This window comes from Variovorax sp. GW821-FHT06D12, assembly GCF_059419205.1.
This window is the reverse complement of record NZ_JBWKRI010000001.1, coordinates 381,302-398,917: the sequence shown is the minus strand read 5'-3', so window position 1 is coordinate 398,917 and position 17,616 is coordinate 381,302. Positions and strand designations below refer to the sequence as shown.

Here is a 17,616-nt window from a genome sequence, read left to right as displayed (position 1 = left end):
GGCATGTCAGCGTTCTCCCTTGCGGTAGGGTTTCATCAGCGCCTGCGGGTAGCTGGCCTTGCGGGCCACCAGCACCAGCGCCAGGATCGACAGCAGGTAGGGCAGCATCAGGTACAGCTGGTAAGGCAGCACGGCATCGCCCGATTGTTGCAGCCGCAGCTGCAGCGCGTCGAAGAACGCGAACAGCAGCGCGCCGAGCAGGGCCTTGCCGGGCCGCCACGATGCGAACACCACCAGCGCCACGCAGATCCAGCCGCGCCCGTTCACCATGTTGAAGAAGAAGGCGTTGAAGGCCGACAGCGTGAGGAACGCGCCGGCCACACCCATCAGCGCCGAGCCCGCCACGATGGCGCCGGTGCGCGTGGCCGCGACAGACACGCCCTGGCTCTCGGCCGCCTGCGGGTTCTCGCCCACCATGCGCAGCGCCAGGCCCAGCGGTGTGCGGTACAGCACCCAGGCCACCGCCGGCACCAGCAGCAGCGCGAACAGCGTGAGCGCGGTCTGCGCGCCGAGGATGGGCACGGGCAGCCAGTCCATCGGCGCGAAGGGTGTGATGGTCGGCGGCGTGTTCACCTTCGGAAAGCTCACGCGGTAGCCGAAGTAGCTCAGCGCTGTGGCCAATAACGTGATGCCCAGCCCCGAGACGTGCTGCGACAGCGCGAGCCCGACGGTCAGAAAGGCATGCAGCAACCCGAAGACCATGCCCGTGAGCGCGGCCACGCCGACACCGGCCCACAGCGGCGCGCCGGCATACACCGCGAGCCAGCCGGTGAAGGCGCCCGCGACCATGATCCCCTCGATGCCCAGGTTGAGCACGCCCGCGCGTTCGCACAGCAGTACGCCCAGCGTGCCCAGGATGAGCGGCGTGGCGATGCGCAGCACCGCGACCCAGAAGGCGGGGTTGGAAAGAATGTCGAGCAGGTCGGTCATTTCGTCACCCGCACGCGGTACTGCGTGAGCAGCGTGGCCACCAGCACCGCGATCAGCGAGGCCGCGACGATCACGTCGGCGATGTAGGTCGGCACGCCCACGGCGCGGCTCATGGTGTCGGCGCCGACCAGCACGCCGGCCACGAACACGCCGGCGGCGATCACACCCAGCGGATGCAGGCCGGCGAGCATCGCGATCACGATGCCGGTGTAGCCGTAGCCCGGCGACATGTCGAGCGTGACGTAGCTCGTGCGGCCCGCCACTTCGATGGCGCCGGCCAGCCCGGCCAGCGCGCCCGAGAGCAGCGCCACCATGACCACGGTGCGCGTCACCGGCACGCCGGCGAAGGCGGCGGCGCGCGCATTGGCGCCCACCGCGCGGATGTCGAAGCCCAGCACCGTGTACTTGAAGATCGCCCACACGATCACCGCGAGCGACACGGCCCACAGCAGCCCGGTGTGCACGCGTGTCTGCGCGATGAGCTTGCCCAGCTCGAGGTCGGCCTGCAGCGACACGCTCTGCGGCCAGCCCATCGCCGTCGGGTCTTTCATCGGACCGTCGAGCAGCGCCGATACGCCCAGCAGCACGATGAAGTTGATGAGCAGCGTGGTCACGACTTCGTCGACGCCGAGTTTGTTCTTCATGAGCGCCGGGCCCAGCAGCATCAGCGCACCGGCCACCGCAGCAGCCAGCATCATCAGCGGGAACAGCAGCCAGGGTGAGAGTTCGAAGCCGGTGCCGCCGTGCATGCCGCCCACGGCCACGGCGGCCAGCGCGCCCGCGAACAGCTGCCCCTCGGCGCCGATGTTGAAGAGCCGCGCCTTGAACGCGACCGTCGCGGCCAGGCCGGTGAGGATCAGCGGAATGGCCCGCGTCAGCGTCTCGCTCCATGCGAACACCGAGCCGAAGCCGCCCTGCAGCAGCAGTGCGTAGGTGCGCCCGACCGGCGCGCCGGCCCAGCGCACGAGCAGCGCGCTCACCAGCAGCGTGAACACCACCGCGCCGATGGGGGCCAGCACCAGCGCGGCGCGCGAGCTTTCGTGGCGTCGTTCGAGGCGCATCATGCGGCGGCTCCCGGGCGTTGCGGCGCCGTGGCGCCGGCCATCGCCAAGCCGATGGCCTCGCGCGTCCAGGCTGCGGCCGGGCGCGCTTCGCCGAGGTGGCCGCCGTGCATCACGGCCACGCGGTCGCCGAGCGCGAGCACTTCGTCGAGATCGTCCGAAATCACCAGCACCGCCGCACCGGCATCGCGCGCGGCAATGAGTTGCTGCTGCACATAGGCGACCGCGCCGATGTCCAGGCCCCAGGTGGGCTGGTGCGCGACGATGAGGCGCGGGGCGCGGTTCGGGTACTTCTTGTTGTCGGTGTCTTGTTCCACTTGCTCGGGCGCCAGCAGCGCCCGCCCCAGGATCAGTTTCTGCATGTTGCCGCCCGAGAGCGAACGGGCTGGCGACATCAGGCCGGCGCCGCGCACGTCGAAGGCTTTCTCGATGCGCCGGGCGTGCAGCCGCGCGGCGGCGCGCCGGACGATGAACGACCAGCGCGAAAAGACGGGGCTGCGCAGCCGCTCGGACACGGCGTTCTCCCACACCGGCAGGTCGCCGACCACGCCGACCGCGTGCCGGTCTTCGGGGATGCGCGCCACGCCACGCTGCACCAGCCGGGCGGGCGAGGGCGGCAGCGCGCGGCCCATGAACTGCGCGCTGCCGGAGACGGCGCGGCGCGTGCCGCTCAGCAACTCGGCCAGCGCGACCTGGCCGTTGCCGGAGACGCCGGCGATGGCGGTGATTTCCCCCGCGCGCAGCGTGAGCGACACCTCGCGCAGGCGGTCCTGCCCGCCGTCTTTCGTCGATGCGGTGCTCACATGGTCGAGCACGCACACCGCGTCGCCCACCGATTTCGCGGGCCGGCGCTGCGGCGCCTCGACCGCGTGACCGACCATCCACAGCGCGAGCTGCGCCTGCGTGGTGTCGGCCGTGCGCGCCTCGGCGACCAGCTTGCCGCCGCGCAGCACCGCGATGCGCTGCGACACCCGCAGCACCTCGCCGAGCTTGTGGCTGATGAAGATCACCGACAGGCCCTGCGCCACCATCTGCGCGAGCGTGGCGAACAGCGCCTCGCTCTCCTGCGGCGTGAGCACGGCCGTCGGCTCGTCGAGGATCAGGATGCGCGCGCCGCGGTACAGCGCCTTGAGGATTTCCACGCGCTGGCGTTCGCCCACCGACAGGCTGCCGATGGTCGCGTCGGGCTGCACCGGCAGGCCGAAGCGCTGGGCCACCTCGAGCAACCGGGCGCGGGCCGCCGCGCGGCGCGAGACCGGGCGCCACAGCGGCTCGGTGCCCATCGTCACGTTGTCGAGCACGCTGAGGTTGTCGGCCAGCGTGAAGTGCTGGTGCACCATGCCCACGCCGGCGGCCAGCGCGGCCTTGGGGTTGCCGGGCGGCAGCGCCGAGCCGAAGACTTCGATGCGGCCTTCGTCGGCAACGTAGTGGCCGAACAGGATCGACATCAGCGTCGACTTGCCGGCACCGTTCTCGCCCAGCAGCGCGAGCACTTCGCCGGCCTGCAGGTCGAGAGAGATGGCGTCGTTGGCCACGAGCGGGCCGAAGCGCTTGGTGATGCCCTGGAGGCGGAGCACGGTGGGGTTCATGGGGACACAGGTTGCGACGGCAGGTCGCGGCAGAAATTCTCGATGGCCCGCGCGGAGGCGGCGGGCGAGGCCTGCAGCAGGCCGTGAGGGCCGTCGAGCTGCACCAGGTGCAACGCCGACAACCCGCGCTGAATGGCGGCCACCGCGCGGCGCGGCACCACGCGGTCCTGCAGCGCCTGCAGGTACATCGCCGGCACACGCACCAACGGCAGCTTGTCGCGCACGTCCACGCGCTGCACTTCCTTCATGCGGTGGGTCATGACGGCCACAGACACCTGCTTCAGCGAAGCCTGGAGCATGTCCGACAGGTGCGGCGAGGCCGATCCGCCCAGCAGCAGGTGCCGCATCGGCGCGCGCATGAGCTTCGAATGCAGCAGGCGCATCGACAGGTCGAGCAGGCCCGCGCGCATCAGCGCCAGGCCGGGCGCGGGCCGGCGCGCGAAGCTGCAGCACAGGATGAGGCCGCGCAGCCCCGGCGGGCGCGAGGCCGCGAGGGAAATGGCCAGCGGCCCGGAAAACGATTCGCCGAGCAGCACGAAAGGCTGCTGCGTCGGCAGTTGCGCGCGCACCAGCGCCTCGAGTTCGTGGTAGCCCAGCACCTGGCGGCCCGGGTAGCGCACGACGTCGATGGCGGCCTGTGGGCCCAGGGCCTGCGCCAGCGGCGCGAAGAGATCGCCGGTGCCGTCCATGCCCGGCAGCAACACAAGACGCGGCAGGCGCCCGGGCGCCACCGTCACTTCCACGCGGCCAGGAAGGCCAGCATGACCTTGGCCGAGTTGTCGGCCGCGATGCTCATGAAGGTGCCCATCTCGTTCTCGCCGTCGCCGCCGCCCGCGAGGTCGCTGAGCGAGCGGAAGGCGATGTAGGGCACGCCGTTGCTGTAGGCGACCATGCCCACGGCGGCGGTTTCCATGTCGAGCACGTTGGCCTGGAAGGTCTTGTAGGTGTATTCGCGGTAGGCCTTGTTGTCCATGAAGGCCTGACCCGACACGCCGTTGCCGCCCACCACCAGCTGCGGCTTGCGCGGCAGGCACTTGCCGGCGCCGCAGTTCGCCAGCTCGACGTTGCGGATGCTGCGCGCCACCTCGAGCATCTTCGGATCGGCCGCGAACCAGAACTTGCGCTCGATGCCCGGCTTGGCGGCCGAGCGCACCTCGACCGGGCGCGGGAAGTTCATGCCGAAGTTGGGCAGCGTGGCGTCGGTGATGAAGGGCGGCGCGCTGTACTTGCCGGGCGCGGTCTCGCGCGCCATGAGCACCTCGAGGTACTGGCCCCACTGGGCAGGCACCGTCACGTCGCCCACGTGCAGCGACGGATTCACGCCGCCCGCGATGCCGCTGAACACGATGCCGCTGATGCGAAAGCGGTTGAGCACGAGCTGCGTGTTCATGGTCGCGTTCGTCATGCTGATGCCCGAGAGGAACAGCACCACGGGCTTGCCTTCGAGCGTGCCGGTGGTGAACTCGACGCCGTTCACGCTGTGTTTGCGGGGGCCCTGCAGGCGCGTGAGCAGTAGCTTGAGCTCGGGCTCGAAGGCCGAGATCACGGCCAGGCGCGGCGTGTCGTCCAGCCGTGTGCTGCTGTTGATGCTGACGACGTCCGACTTGTAGACGCCGACGCAGCCCGTCAGCACGAGGCCGAGCGCGGCGGCCAGGACCGGGCCGCGCAGGCGCTGGAGAAGCGAGGAAGTGTTCGTCATGGTCATCAGGAGTTGGTGGGCGGGAGTGAGGGGCGGTGTGCGGCGTCGGGCGTGGCGATCCAGGCTTGCAGCGCGGCGACGCGCGCGTGCTTCGGTGCCAGGCCGACGAAGGTGGTGTAGGCGGCGAGCGCCTTGGCGTCGTTGCCGGCCTGCAGGTAGGCATCGCCCAGGTTCAGGTAGGCGAGGGCGCGGCTGCCGTCCATGTCGATGGCCTGCTCGAACCAGCGCGCGGCCTCGACCGGCTTGCCGCGCTTGAAGTACACGAAACCGAGGTTGTTGGCCGCGAGTGCAAAGCGCGGCTGCAGCTTCAGCGCCTCGGTGAAGGCGGCTTCGGCCTCGTCGTAGCGGCGCTCGCGGTACAGCTGCAGGCCGCGGTCGTTGGCGCGCTGGGCGGCCACGCGCGGCGTGAGCGGCGCGGCGGCCGGCATGGTCAGCTTGGTGTCGGCGCCCTCGAGGTTCTTCACCACCACCTCGACGGCGGGCGGGCCGGCCTTGGTCGCCTTGGCCGTCTTGGGTACGGCCGCCGCATGCACGGCCTGCTCGTTGGCCTGGTCGATGCGCTTGTTGACCTGGCTGGCGGTGGCGTCGAGCTGCAGGCTGTCGCCGCTGAGGCCTTCGCGTTCGACGGGCAGCGCGAACACGAACTCGCCGCCCTCCGAGCCCGGCAGGCTGCCGAAGGCCGGCGTCTGGCGCGCGATGGCCGAGACCGCCGGCGCCACGTAGGCCGCGAGCTCGGTGCCGGTGATGACGTTGTCGCCGTTCAGGTCGGCCTTACCCGACAGCGCCTGCAGCATCGTCCAGGTGAAGACCGAGTGGCCGCCGGGGCCGTCGTCGGCCACCTGCTGGTCGGCGCCGCCGGCGGTGAGCATCTGGCGGCCGATGCGGCGCGCGTTGTCGGTCAGGAAGTTCCTGTTGCCCTGCGCCGCGCCGCCACGCGTGAGGCCCAGGCCCGAGTAGCAGGCGTCCACGAGGAACAGCACGTGCTTGGCCGACAGCGCCTCGGCCACCTCCTGCAGCTGCGGCATCGAGATGGCGTCGGACGGCAGGTTGTCCAGCGTGGCGTCGACCGGCACGATGTAGCCGACATCGCGCCCGCTCGCGAGCTTGCGGGTGCTGCCGTGGCCGGCAAAGAACACCAGCACGCGGTCGTCGCGCTTCACGCGCTTGCCGTCGGTCAGCTTTTCGTTCAGCGCGCGCAGGATGTTGGCGCGCGTGGCCTGGTCGTCGTACAGCGCCGTGATGTTCTCGGGCTTGAAGCCGAAGCGCGTGACGAGCAATTGCTCCATCGCCTTGGCGTCGGGCACCGCGTGGTGCAGGCCGGGCCATTTGGCGTACTTGTCGATGCCGATCACCAGCGCGTGGCTCTCGCGGTAGAGCGTGTCGCCCGAGGTGGCGGCCACGCCGTCGTCGGGCGCGGTCTTTTTCGAGGCGCTGACGACGAACTTGCCGTCGCGCCAGGTGGCGAAGCGGTAGCCGTCGGCCACCAACTGGTCGAGCACCGTGGGCAGGGCCTGCACGGTGCGGCCCTGGATGTCGTGGAACAGGATGACGCCGCGCTTGGCCTTGTCGACCTCGGCCAGCACGCGGTCGGCGATCGACTTGGGCACCGGGTCGGCCCAGTCCATGGAGTCGACGGTCCACATCATGGAGCGCAGCTTGAGCGCCTCGACCGTGCTCAGCTTGGCCTCGTTGCGCGCACCGTAGGGAAAGCGAAAGAGGGTGGACTGCGGCCGGCCGGTGGCGTCGAGCAGCGCTTCGGTCTCGCTGGCTTCGACGCGCACCGCGTCGTCGGTCATCTTGGCCATCATGCCGTGGCTGAAGCTGTGGTTGGCGAGCACGTGGCCGGCGGCCAGCACGCGCTTGGCGGTCGCGCCGTTGGCATTGAGCTGGGCCTTGCCTTGCGCGTCGAGCTTGCCCAGGTTGCGCCCGAGCTGGAAGAAGATGGCGGGCGCGTCGTAGCGCTTCAATATCTCCAGGATCTCGTCGGTGTGCTTGGCGTGCGGGCCGTCGTCGAAGGTGAGCACGACGGTCTTGGCGGGCAACGAGGTGCCGAAGATTTCGCGTGCGTCCGCGCTCTCTTTTTCCTTGGCGCCGCCCGGGGGCTGCGTGTAGGGAACGATGGCGCCGAAGTCTTTCAGGATCTGCTCGCGCGAGTACAGGCCCTGCAACTTGGCCACGTAGTCGGCCCACTTCTCGCGCTTGGGCTCGATGCCGCGCTGCGCGAAGCGGCCGAACACGTCTTTCAGCTCGCGGTCGTAGGCCTGCTCGATCTCGGCGAGCACGGCCAGGTCTTCGCTGGCGCGGCGGCCGAGCTTGAGCCCGGACAGCGACTGCGCCTGGCTGTAGCGCGTGCTCAGCTCCGAAAGAAACTCCTTGAACGCCAGCCGGTCGGCGTCGAACCAGCTCGGCTCGCTCTCGATGCGGTCGAGCAGCGCGTTCAGGCCCGCCACGGCGGCGGGGTCCGTCATGTCCGCGGCCTGGGCGATCAGCGCCTGCTGGCGCTCCTGCATCTCGTGAAAGAGCTGCTGCCCGACGGCGCTGACGGCACGCTTCTCGGCCGCCTCGAGCGCACGCTCGCCGGTCATCAGCACGATCATCTGGCGGTGCGCGGCGAGCAGGGCGTCGGCGCGCGCCTGCAGCGCGGCCGGAATACCGACCGGTGCCGCGACCACCGGCGGTGCAACGGCAGCGGGTGCCGAGGCGGCCGATGCGGGCACCTCGGCCGCAGGAGCGGTGGCCGTGGCCGCCGGCTCAGGTTGACAGGCGGCGAGCCCGGCGGCCAACGCCGCGATGGCCATGCCATGGATTGCGGTCTGCCATCGCGCACGCTTCATGGGTTCGGGTGTGCTCGCTTGTCTGTCTGCTTGTTACTTGGCGGTGGACTTCGGCTGGGCGTCGTCCACCTTCACGGTGAACTTGCCGGCCAGGATGTCGGCCTGCTTGGCCTTCACCTTGGCCACGATGTCGGCCGGCACCTTCTTCTCGAAGGTGCCCAGCGGCGCGAGCTCGGAGCCCTTGTGCTTCATGTGCGAGTACACGCCGTAGTCTTCGGCGGCGAACTTGCCTTCCTTCACCAGCTTGATGGCGCGGTCGGCCGAGGGCTCGAAGTTCCACAGCGCCGAGGCCACCACCGTGTTGGGGTACTGGGCCTGCGTGTCGATCACGTTGCCGATGGCGAGCTTGCCCTTTTCCTTGGCTGCGTCCGACACGCCGAAGCGCTCGGCGTACATGATGTCGGCGCCCTTGTCGATCATCGCGAAGGCCGCTTCCTTGGCCTTCGGCGGGTCGAACCAGCTGTTGATGAAGCTCACGCTGAACTCCACCTTCGGGTTCGTTTCCTTCGCGCCCGCCATGAACGCGTTCATGAGCCGGTTCACTTCGGGGATCGGGAAGCCGCCGACCATGCCGATGCGGTTGCTCTTGGTCATGCCGCCCGCGACCATGCCGCTGAGGTAGGCCGGCTCCTGGATGTAGTTGTCGAACACCGAGAAGTTGGGCGCCTGCGGCTTCAGCGACGAGCCCATGAGGAACGCCACCTTGGGGAAGTCCTTCGCGACCTTGCGCGCCGCCGCTTCCACGCCGAACACCTCACCCAGGATCAGCTGGTTGCCGCCCGTGGCGTACTCGCGCATCACGCGCTCGTAGTCGGCATTGCTCACGTTCTCGGTGGCCTTGTATTCGATCTCCCCACGCGCCTCGGCCGCCTTCAGCGCCTTGTGGATGCGACCCACCCATTGCTGCTCGAACGGCACCGTGTACACGGCAGCCACCTTGAGCTTGGCCTGCGCGAGCGCAAGGCCCGGGGCGCCCGCCGCAAGCGCTGCGGCGACGGCGATGGAACGAACGATCAATTGACGGCGTGCTGTCACGGTCTTCTCCTCGATTGAAATAAAAGAACCACCCTGCAATCCCCATGCCCACCAAAAGAGCCCGCCCTCGCGGCGGGCTCCCTTCCAGCAAACACCGAGGAACCGGCTCCGCCGGGCCTCAGGTGTTGCCCCCGGTAGGGGGTTGGCGAAGCGACACGAAGTGCGCGAAGCCTGGGGGCGAGCCTACTTCGTGCCGAAGATGCGGTCGCCGGCGTCGCCGAGGCCCGGCAGGATGTAGCCGTGGCTGTCCAGCTCGCGGTCGATGGCGGCGGTGTAGATCGGCACGTCGGGGTGCGCGGTCTGCATCGTCTTCACGCCTTCGGGGCAGGTCAGCAGGCAGACGAACTTGATCGACTTGGGGTTGAGTTCCTTCAGCCGCTCGACCGCGGCCACGGCCGAGTTGCCGGTGGCCAGCATGGGGTCGACCACGATCACGTCGCGGTTCTCCATCTCGCCGGGCATCTTGAAGTAGTACTCGACGGCCGTGAGCGTCTTGGGGTCGCGGTACAGGCCGATGTGGCCGACGCGCGCCCCCGGCACCACCGTGAGCATGCCGTCCAGGATGCCGGTGCCGGCGCGCAGGATCGACACCAGCACCACCTTCTTGCCGTCGATGACCTTGGCCTGCATGGTCTCCAGCGGGGTCTCGACCTCGATGTCCTGCATCGGCATGTCGCGCGTGACCTCGTAGGCCATCAGCATGCTGATTTCGTTCAAGAGCCGGCGAAAGCTGTTGGTGGAGGCGTCCTTGCGGCGCATCAGTGTGAGCTTGTGCTGGACGAGGGGGTGGTCGACGAGGTGGACGTTGCTCATTGGAGTCTTCTTTTGGTGTGCCGTTGCGGAAAACAGGAGAGTCTAAAAGACTAGAAGACGGTGCCGTCGCTCTCGATCTGCAGCGGTGGCGCACCGTTTCGCAAGCGCTGTGCCAGCACCCGGCCCGCGGCCCAGGTGCCGCCTTCGAGCACGCAGGCCAGGGGCAGCTCTTCCTCGGTGCGGTCGAGCACCTTGCGCACGCGCGGGGCGATTTCGTCGAGCAGCGCCACGGTGAGGGCGCGCCATTCGACGATGAACTCGTCGCCGGCCTTCCAGCAGCGGGTGAGAAAGGCCGGCTCGCGCGGCACGATCACGCCGCTGTCGATCAGCAGGCCGCCGTTGCGGTATTCGGGCAGGGCGGTGAGCGCGTCGAGATGCCGTACCTTCACGCCGGCCCATTCGAAGGGCTCGAGCAGCGAGTACGTGAGCCACTGCGACAGCTTGTGGAACGGCATCCAGCCGTTGGTGAGCCCGGGGCCGGCGACGGCGCTGTGGCGCCAGCAGTCGCCCAGCGCGAAGGCCGGGTCGCCCGAGCCGATGCCGCCCGCGTTGTCGCTGCCGTCTGCCGCCAGACTGTCGATGGCGTTGGCCGAGGGCCAGATGTGCGACAGCGTGTCGAGCAGCAGCGACAAAATCTGGTGCGCCGTGATCTCGGCCGTGGGCGGCGAGGCCGCGCCCAGCGGGGCCACGAGCGCGTCGAAAAGGCCGGCGGGCCGGCCGTCGTCGCCGAAGGTTTCGGGCTGCTCGCTCATGGCCTCGCCGAGGCGGCGCAGCAGCACCGCGCGCCCGGACAGGCCGACCAGCGGATTGACCTCGCTCACCTGGAAGGCGTCGCCCAGGCGCTCGGTCACGAGGCCGCGCAGGCCGGCCGCGTCGGCCTGCAGCGGGTGGTTCGGGTCGGACGAAAAGAGCCCGCTGGTGAACGCATGGAAGCACGCCACGCCCAGGCCTTCGGAACGGGTGAAGCGCAGGCCGGTGGCCGGTTCGGTGTAGTGCCAGGTCGGGCCGGCGCCGGCGTCGAGCAGCACGCTCACCAGCGTCAGGTCGATGTGGGCGCGGGCGCGCTGGCGGGCGTCGAGGCCCTTGCCGAGCAGCGCGTCGAGCTGCAGGCGTCGATCGACGCCGCCGGCCTCGAAGTGGCGCCAGCGGCTGTGGTACGGGATGGTGTCCCAGGGGTAGCGCTCGCGCGTGACCTCGGCCACGGTGCGCGCTGCATCTTCGAGCGCGTCGTCGCTGCCGATGCGGAACCACTGCGATTCGCCGCGGCGCGCGCGCGCCAGCAGGGCGCCCGCGCGCTGGCGGATGGCGGTGGTGGTGCGCAGCAAGGTGGCGGCGCCGGCCGGGTGGGCGGTGTCGGGCGCGAACTCGATCGACGGGTCGACATTGCCCGCGCCGCCGGGGCGCAGGCTGCCGGAACCGTCGGCGGGCAGGTCGATGTCGGTGCTTCGGCTCATTCGCTCAATCCCCGGCCCTTGGCCTTTTTCAGTTCCTCTGCGTCCGGCACCGGGCCGGGCGTGAAGTAGCCGGCCGCCATCTTGGCGTCCATCTCGACGCGGGCGTCGGCCGGGATCAGTTCGTCGGGAATGTTCACGCGCTCGCCGATCTCGATGCCCGAGCCGGTGATGGCGTCGAACTTCATGTTGCTCATCGACACGAGGCGGTGGATCTTCTTGATGCCCAGCCAGTGGAAGACGTCGGGCATCAGCTCCTGGAAGCGCATGTCCTGCACGCCGGCCACGCACTCGGTGCGCGCGAAATACTGGTCGGCCGTGTCGCCGCCCACCTGGCGCTTGCGGGCGTTGTAGACCAGGAACTTGGTCACTTCGCCGAGCGCGCGGCCTTCCTTGCGCGAGTAGGCGATGAGCCCCACGCCGCCGCGTTGCGCGCCCTGGATGCACTCTTCAATCGCGTGCGTGAGGTAGGGGCGACAGGTGCAGATGTCGGAGCCGAACACGTCGGAGCCGTTGCACTCGTCGTGGATGCGGGCGGTGAGTTCCACGTCGGGGTTGGCCAGGTCGCGCGGGTTGCCGAAGATGTAGAGCGTCTGCCCGCCGATGGGCGGCAGGAACACCTCGAGATCGGAGCGCGTGACCAGCTCGGGGTACATGCCGCCAGTCTCTTCGAAGAGCGTGCGGCGCAGGTCGGTTTCCGAGCAGCCGAAGCGGCGTGCCACCTCGGGCAGGTACCACACGGGTTCGATGGCCGCCTTGGTCACCATCGCCGCACCGCCCGTGGTGAGGAAATGGCCGTCAGCCTTGAGGCGGCCGCTTTGCAGCGCCTCGATCACCTCGGGCAGGATCACGTGGGCCTTGGTGATCGCGATGGTCGGGCGGATGTCGTAGCCGGCCGCGAGTTCGGTGGAAAACACGTCGGCCACGAGCGCGCCCCAGGGGTCGAGCGAGACGATGCGCCCCGGCTCGCTCCACTGCGGATAGGGGCCGATGACGTCGGTGGGCGCGGTGTTGGTGAGGTCGGCCTTGTGTTCGCGCTTCAGGGCCCCGGCCGCCACGGCCAGCGCGCGGTACACGCTGTACGAGCCGCTGTGCGTGCCGATGACGTTGCGGTGCGCGCGCTTGGTGGTGGTGCCGACCACGGGGCCACGCTCGGTGGCGGTGGCCGCGCCCCAATGGATGGGCAGGGCGCCGAAGCCGCCGGCATGCGAGGTCAGGCGGATGTGGCCGGTCGAGGACGAGGGGTGGAGCGGAGGGCTCTGCGCCGGGCTGGCACCGGTCGCGGTCGGCAAGGCGGAAGGGAGCGCGGTACTGTCTGCAGACATTTGAGGCCCTCAAAAAATGCAATGTACCGAGCACTTGTGCGGCTGGCAAGCGAGGGCCCGCGCGGCCTGGCCGCACTGGCATTCATGCAGGCGAGGAGCGCAGGCCGTAGGTCTTGCCGTGCACGAACAGGTACTCGGCGCGCAGCACCGCGTCGCCTTTCTCGCCGGTGAAGGTGAAGCCCAGCACGGCCACCGGCGTGCCGGGCTTGATCTCCTCGACGCCCCAGGCCTGCAGCCGCGTGAGCGGGGCCAGCTCGATCTGCCACTTGCGGTCGCGCCGTGTCGGCAGCTGCGCCTTGGCCAGCAGCGCCGCGCCGTCGACCGTGGCGCTTTGCTTGGGCAGGGGCCGCTGCTTCAGGTCGGGCGGCAGCGCGAGGTTCTCGGGCAGCTCGATCTCCAGCTCGCCGTGCGGATTGCGCCAGCTCACCTTGGTGGCGCGGCCTTCCAGATAGAGCGGGCGCTCCTGGTCAAAACTGCTCCAGCCGTGGTGGGCCCAGGCGGGCAGGGCCAGTGCGATCGAACCGGTCACGAACATGCGTCGATGCAGCATCGCGTTCTCCTTGGTCAGACATAGGCAATCCAGCGCCCGCAGATGATGACAGCGAGCCAAAACCCCAAAGACAGGAGGCATTGAAACCTGGCGAATCCGCTCTGCCCGCCGAGGTCGCCGCGCAGGTGGAACCAGGCGGCGTTGAGGCCGGCCAGCAGGATCAGCAGCAGCTTGACGCGAAAGGCCGTGTTGCTCAGCAGTTCGCCGGGTTGGCTGGCGAACATGGTCAGGCCGGTCAGCGCGCACAGGCCGAAGCCCAGCAGGGCGGGGCGCAACGTGAGGCGCGCCAGCAGCGGCGCCGGCAGCTCGCGGGCCAGGCCGAGGGCGCGCAGCTCGAACACCAGCAGGCCGCCGAACAGCAGCGCGATGCCCACGATGTGCGCCGCCTCCAGCGCCGGGTAGGCCCAGGGGTGCGAGACGAGTCCGGCCAGCATCGGGGCAGCTTAGCGCAAGCCTCGCCCCGGGGGCGCGGCACAATCCCTTGCAATCTTTTTTCACCAGGCTGTAACCGGCCGGCCCGATGGCACGAAACACCGTAGGTAGCAGGACGACACCGAGCGACGCGGAAGCGGCCTTGCGCCGCCTGTTCCTTCGCGGCCTCGATGGCGACGCCGGCGCGTACCGCGAGTTCCTGCAGAAACTGAGCGCGCACCTGCGTGCTTTTCTGGGCAAGCGCCTGTTCGGCTGGCCCGATGAAGTGGAAGACCTCGTCCAGGAATGCCTGCTCGCCATGCACAACCAGCGCCACACCTACCAGAGCGACCAGCCGCTGACGGCCTGGGTGCATGCCATTGCGCGCTACAAGATGATCGACCTGCTGCGCGCCAAATCGGTCCGCGAAGACCTGCATGACCCGCTGGACGACGACCTGGCCGTGTTCGCCGCGTCGGCCACCGAGGCCAGCGACGCGAAGCGCGACCTCGGCGGATTGCTGCAGACCCTGCCCGAACGCCAGCGCCTGCCCATCGTGCACGTGAAGATCGAAGGCCTCTCGGTGGCCGAGACGGCCAGCCTCACGGGCATGTCGGAGTCGGCGGTGAAGGTCGGCATCCACCGGGGCCTGAAGGCCCTGGCCGCGAAATTCGGGGGAGGCGCCGCGCCATGAAGACCGACGACCTCGTGAACCTGCTGGCCGCCGGCGAGGTGGCGCTGCCGCGGCGCAGCGCCAGCGGGCGCATCGGGCTGGCGGTGCTGGCCGCGCTGCCGGTGTCCTTCGTGATCCTGTTCGGTGAGTACGGGCTGCGGCCCGACCTGGTGCAGGCGATGTTCTGGCCGATGTTCTGGGTCAAGGTGCTGTTTCCGCTGTGCATCGCGGCGGCGGCCTTCGTGACGGTGCAGCGGCTGGCCCGGCCCGGCGTGCGGATGCGCCACGCGTGGTGGGGCGGGGTGCTGCCGGTGCTGGGGATCTGGGGGCTGGCGGCGTTCGTCTGGTTCTCGGTGCCGATCGAGGAGCGAATGCCCTTGCTGATGGGCCAGTCGTGGCGCATCTGCGCCCTGAGCATCGGCTTCATGGCGCTGCCGGTGTTCGCGGCCACCTTCGTGGCGCTGCGCGGGCTGGCGCCGACGCGGCCCGCGCTGGCCGGGGCCGCGGCCGGCGCACTGGCCGGCGGCGTGGGCGCGTCGGTATACGCGCTGCACTGCATGGAGCTGACCGCGCCGTTCCTCGCGGTCTGGTACGTGAGCGGGATCGCGGTGCCGGTGCTGCTGGGCGCGGTACTGGGGCCGCGCCTGCTGCGCTGGTAACGGCGCTGCTTCAGCGCTTCTTGCTGCCGAAAATCCCGCCCAGCACGCCGCGCAGGATCTCCTTGCCCACCGACGTGCCCATGGTGCGTACCGCCGACTTGGCCATGGTCTGCACGAGGCCGTCGCGCTTGCCGCCGCGCGGGCCGGTGCTGCCGAAGAGCATGTCGTTGAGCATGCCGCCCATGCCGGACGATTCTTCCGCTGCGGCCCCGCCCTTGGCGCCGGCGGCCGGTGCATCGGGCGCGCTCTCGGCGCGGCCCTTGAGCTTTTCGTAGGCCGATTCGCGGTCGACCGTCTTCTCGTACACGCCCGCCACCAGCGAGCCCGCGATCAGCGCCTTGCGCTGCTCGGGCGTGATCGGCCCGAGCTGGCTGCCCGGCGGCAGCACGTACACGCGCTCGGTGATGCTCGGGCGCCCCTTGGCGTCCAGGAAGCTCACCAGCGCCTCGCCCACGGCGAGTTCGGTGATGGCGGTCTCGATGTCCAGGCCGGGCTTCTGGCGCATGGTGCTGGCGGCGGCCTTCACGGCCTTCTGGTCGCGCGGCGTGAAGGCACGCAGCGCGTGCTGCACGCGGTTGCCGAGCTGGGCCAGCACCGAATCGGGAATGTCCAGCGGGTTTTGCGTGACGAAATACACGCCGACGCCCTTGGAGCGCACCAGCCGCACCACGAGTTCGATGCGTTCGACCAGCGCCTTGGGCGCCTCGTTGAACAGCAGGTGGGCCTCGTCGAAGAAGAAGGCCAGCTTCGGCTTCTCGGGGTCGCCGATTTCGGGCAGCTGCTCGAACAGCTCCGACAGCATCCACAGCAGGAAGGTGGCGTACAGGCGCGGCGAGTTCATGAGCTTGTCGGCCGCCAGGATGTTCACCACCCCCTTGCCGCCCACCGTCTGCATGAAGTCGGTGATGTTGAGCATCGGCTCGCCGAAGAACTTGTCGCCGCCCTGGGTCTCGATCTGCAGCAGGCCGCGCTGGATCGCCCCCACGCTGGCGGCGCTGATGTTGCCGTACTCGGTGGTGAACTGGCTCGCGTTCTCGCCCACGTACTGCAGCATGGCGCGCAGGTCTTTCAGGTCGAGCAGCAGCATGCCGCTGTCGTCGGCGATCTTGAACACCAGGTTCAGCACGCCGGCCTGGGTTTCGTTCACGTCGAGCATGCGGCCCAGCAGCAGCGGGCCCATGTCGGACACGGTGGCGCGCACCGGGTGGCCCTGTTCGCCGAACACGTCCCACAGCGTGACGGGGCAGGCGGCGGGTTCGGGCACGTCGATGCCGCGTTCCTTGAGCGTGGCGGCCATTTTTTCGCCGACGCTGCCTTTCTGGCTGATACCGGTCAGGTCGCCCTTGACGTCGGCCATGAACACCGGCACGCCGATGTTCGACAGTTGTTCGGCGATGGTCTGGAGCGAGACGGTCTTGCCGGTGCCGGTGGCGCCGGTGATCAGGCCATGGCGGTTGGCCAGGCCGGGCAGGAGGGTGCACTCGATGGTGTCGTGGCGTGCGATCAGAAGGGGGTCGGCCATGGGGCGCTCCGGGTCGTATCGAAGCGCGCAGTCTAATCAACCGCCACTCCTATAATTCACGACCCCGCACGGTCGTTCAGGAAAAAAGTTCAGGAGGTTTTTTTGTCATCGACTGCTCAGCCCCCCATTCCCGCCACTGGCGATGCATCCGAACAGTCGCCGATCGAAAAAGAGCTGGCCGTGTTGCTCGTGAACGCGCTCAATCTCGAGGTCGCACCTGAAGAGATCGTTCCCACCGACCCGCTGTACGGCGAAGGTCTGGGCCTCGACTCCATCGACATCCTCGAAGTCGCGCTCGAAGTCTCGCGCCGCTACGGTTTCCAGCTGCGCTCGGACGACGAGCGCAACCAGCAGATCTTCCAGTCGCTGCGTACGCTCGCGACCCACGTCGCCGAGCACCGCAGCGCCACCTGATCCATGTCCCGATGGCGACTCGTCCTCCTGCTGCTGGTAGGGGTCACGTATGCCGGCCTCTCCCACTGGATGACGCTGTTCCACGCCACCGAGCCCTGGGCTGTGGTGGTGTTGCTCGGCCCGTTGTGGATCGCCGCCATGGGCTGCGCCGCCAGCTGGTTCGGCCGCTGGGGCCTGGCCATTGCGGCGGCGCTGGGCATCGGCGGCTTCTCGCTCGTCTTCCTCGGTGAGGCGGGCGACACGAACCGCCTGTACGTGCTGCAGCACATCGGCATCAACGGTGCCTTGTGCGGCTGGTTCGGCTCGACGCTGCGCGGCAAGGGCCTGCCGCTGATCACCCAGTTCGCGCAGCGCGTGCACCCGCTGAAGGGGCACATGCTGTCGTACACGACGCACCTGACGCAGGTGTGGACGGTGTACTTCGCCGTGGTGGTCGTCTCGTCGATCGTGGTCTACCTGACGCTGCCGTTCTCGGCATGGTCGCTGCTGGCCAACGTGCTGTCGCCGCTGAGCGTGGCGCTGCTTTTCGTGGGCGAGCACCTCGTGCGCTACCGCCTGCATCCCGAATTCGAACGCACGCGCCTGGTCGATGCGGTGCGCGCGTTCTACGGCACCTCGACGGTGGACAACGGCGCTGGCGGCCAATGAAA

At 69.3% G+C, this 17,616-nt stretch carries 17 protein-coding genes; 4 read left to right on the top strand and 13 right to left on the bottom strand.

What is annotated here, in order from left to right; all coding sequences use genetic code 11:
* Positions 1 to 6 precede the first annotated feature (6 nt).
* The 12 genes from AC07SQ_RS01825 to AC07SQ_RS01770 all read right to left on the bottom strand — a co-directional run bounded on the left by AC07SQ_RS01825 (position 7) and on the right by AC07SQ_RS01770 (position 13,721).
* On the bottom strand, positions 7 to 930 hold the full coding sequence (locus AC07SQ_RS01825) for an ABC transporter permease (RefSeq protein ID WP_062477785.1): 924 nt from the start codon (positions 928 to 930) through the stop codon (positions 7 to 9).
* Entirely contained in the window at positions 927 to 1,991 is a 1,065-nt protein-coding gene (locus AC07SQ_RS01820) for an ABC transporter permease (RefSeq protein ID WP_495271230.1), read from the bottom strand. Before AC07SQ_RS01820 ends, AC07SQ_RS01825 begins: the two co-directional genes overlap by 4 nt.
* Positions 1,991 to 3,580, bottom strand: a complete 1,590-nt coding sequence (locus AC07SQ_RS01815) for an ABC transporter ATP-binding protein (RefSeq protein WP_495270858.1) — start codon at positions 3,578 to 3,580, stop codon at positions 1,991 to 1,993. The genes AC07SQ_RS01820 and AC07SQ_RS01815 overlap by 1 nt, the downstream gene beginning before the upstream one ends.
* The gene (locus AC07SQ_RS01810; RefSeq protein ID WP_495270857.1) at positions 3,577 to 4,323 is read right to left on the bottom strand and encodes an alpha/beta fold hydrolase; all 747 of its coding nucleotides are present in this window, start codon (positions 4,321 to 4,323) and stop codon (positions 3,577 to 3,579) included. The genes AC07SQ_RS01815 and AC07SQ_RS01810 overlap by 4 nt, the downstream gene beginning before the upstream one ends.
* Entirely contained in the window at positions 4,314 to 5,285 is a 972-nt protein-coding gene (locus AC07SQ_RS01805; protein WP_206167779.1) for a 5'-methylthioadenosine/S-adenosylhomocysteine nucleosidase, read from the bottom strand. Before AC07SQ_RS01805 ends, AC07SQ_RS01810 begins: the two co-directional genes overlap by 10 nt.
* The gene (locus AC07SQ_RS01800) at positions 5,285 to 8,113 is read right to left on the bottom strand and encodes a polysaccharide deacetylase family protein (RefSeq protein WP_495270856.1); all 2,829 of its coding nucleotides are present in this window, start codon (positions 8,111 to 8,113) and stop codon (positions 5,285 to 5,287) included. The genes AC07SQ_RS01805 and AC07SQ_RS01800 overlap by 1 nt, the downstream gene beginning before the upstream one ends.
* Before the next feature lie 33 nt (positions 8,114 to 8,146).
* Positions 8,147 to 9,148: a BMP family protein gene (locus AC07SQ_RS01795; RefSeq protein WP_495270855.1), complete on the bottom strand. Its 1,002-nt coding sequence runs from the start codon at positions 9,146 to 9,148 to the stop codon at positions 8,147 to 8,149.
* 183 nt (positions 9,149 to 9,331) lie between these two features.
* Positions 9,332 to 9,961 carry a uracil phosphoribosyltransferase gene (upp, locus tag AC07SQ_RS01790; RefSeq protein ID WP_062477764.1) on the bottom strand — a complete coding sequence of 210 codons (630 nt, stop codon included), beginning with the start codon at positions 9,959 to 9,961 and terminating at the stop codon, positions 9,332 to 9,334.
* A gap of 50 nt (positions 9,962 to 10,011) precedes the next feature.
* Positions 10,012 to 11,415 carry a URC4/urg3 family protein gene (locus AC07SQ_RS01785; RefSeq protein ID WP_495270854.1) on the bottom strand — a complete coding sequence of 468 codons (1,404 nt, stop codon included), beginning with the start codon at positions 11,413 to 11,415 and terminating at the stop codon, positions 10,012 to 10,014.
* On the bottom strand, positions 11,412 to 12,737 hold the full coding sequence (locus tag AC07SQ_RS01780; protein ID WP_062477758.1) for a GTP cyclohydrolase II: 1,326 nt from the start codon (positions 12,735 to 12,737) through the stop codon (positions 11,412 to 11,414). The genes AC07SQ_RS01785 and AC07SQ_RS01780 overlap by 4 nt, the downstream gene beginning before the upstream one ends.
* Positions 12,738 to 12,819: 82 nt before the next feature.
* A complete protein-coding gene (locus tag AC07SQ_RS01775) occupies positions 12,820 to 13,287 on the bottom strand; it encodes a DUF6152 family protein (RefSeq protein WP_070060744.1) in 468 nt (155 codons plus the stop codon).
* A gap of 14 nt (positions 13,288 to 13,301) precedes the next feature.
* Positions 13,302 to 13,721, bottom strand: a complete 420-nt coding sequence (locus AC07SQ_RS01770; RefSeq protein ID WP_159276923.1) for a hypothetical protein — start codon at positions 13,719 to 13,721, stop codon at positions 13,302 to 13,304.
* An 86-nt stretch (positions 13,722 to 13,807) separates the two neighbouring features.
* Between AC07SQ_RS01770 and AC07SQ_RS01765 the strand changes: the two genes are divergently transcribed.
* Positions 13,808 to 14,392, top strand: coding sequence for a sigma-70 family RNA polymerase sigma factor (locus AC07SQ_RS01765; protein WP_062477750.1), 585 nt, complete (start codon positions 13,808 to 13,810; stop codon positions 14,390 to 14,392).
* Positions 14,389 to 15,030 carry an NrsF family protein gene (locus tag AC07SQ_RS01760; RefSeq protein ID WP_495270853.1) on the top strand — a complete coding sequence of 214 codons (642 nt, stop codon included), beginning with the start codon at positions 14,389 to 14,391 and terminating at the stop codon, positions 15,028 to 15,030. The genes AC07SQ_RS01765 and AC07SQ_RS01760 overlap by 4 nt, the downstream gene beginning before the upstream one ends.
* 10 nt (positions 15,031 to 15,040) lie before the next feature.
* Here AC07SQ_RS01760 and AC07SQ_RS01755 read toward each other — a convergent pair whose 3' ends face one another.
* Positions 15,041 to 16,552 carry a helicase HerA-like C-terminal domain-containing protein gene (locus tag AC07SQ_RS01755; RefSeq protein WP_139701612.1) on the bottom strand — a complete coding sequence of 504 codons (1,512 nt, stop codon included), beginning with the start codon at positions 16,550 to 16,552 and terminating at the stop codon, positions 15,041 to 15,043.
* Positions 16,553 to 16,654: 102 nt separating this feature from the next.
* On the opposite strand from AC07SQ_RS01755, the gene AC07SQ_RS01750 reads away from it, so the two are divergent.
* Together AC07SQ_RS01750 and AC07SQ_RS01745 are read left to right on the top strand one after the other, a co-directional pair.
* On the top strand, positions 16,655 to 16,966 hold the full coding sequence (locus AC07SQ_RS01750; protein WP_062482694.1) for a phosphopantetheine-binding protein: 312 nt from the start codon (positions 16,655 to 16,657) through the stop codon (positions 16,964 to 16,966).
* A 3-nt stretch (positions 16,967 to 16,969) separates the two neighbouring features.
* Positions 16,970 to 17,614 carry a COG4648 family protein gene (locus AC07SQ_RS01745; RefSeq protein WP_062482691.1) on the top strand — a complete coding sequence of 215 codons (645 nt, stop codon included), beginning with the start codon at positions 16,970 to 16,972 and terminating at the stop codon, positions 17,612 to 17,614.
* Positions 17,615 to 17,616: the final 2 nt, after the last annotated feature.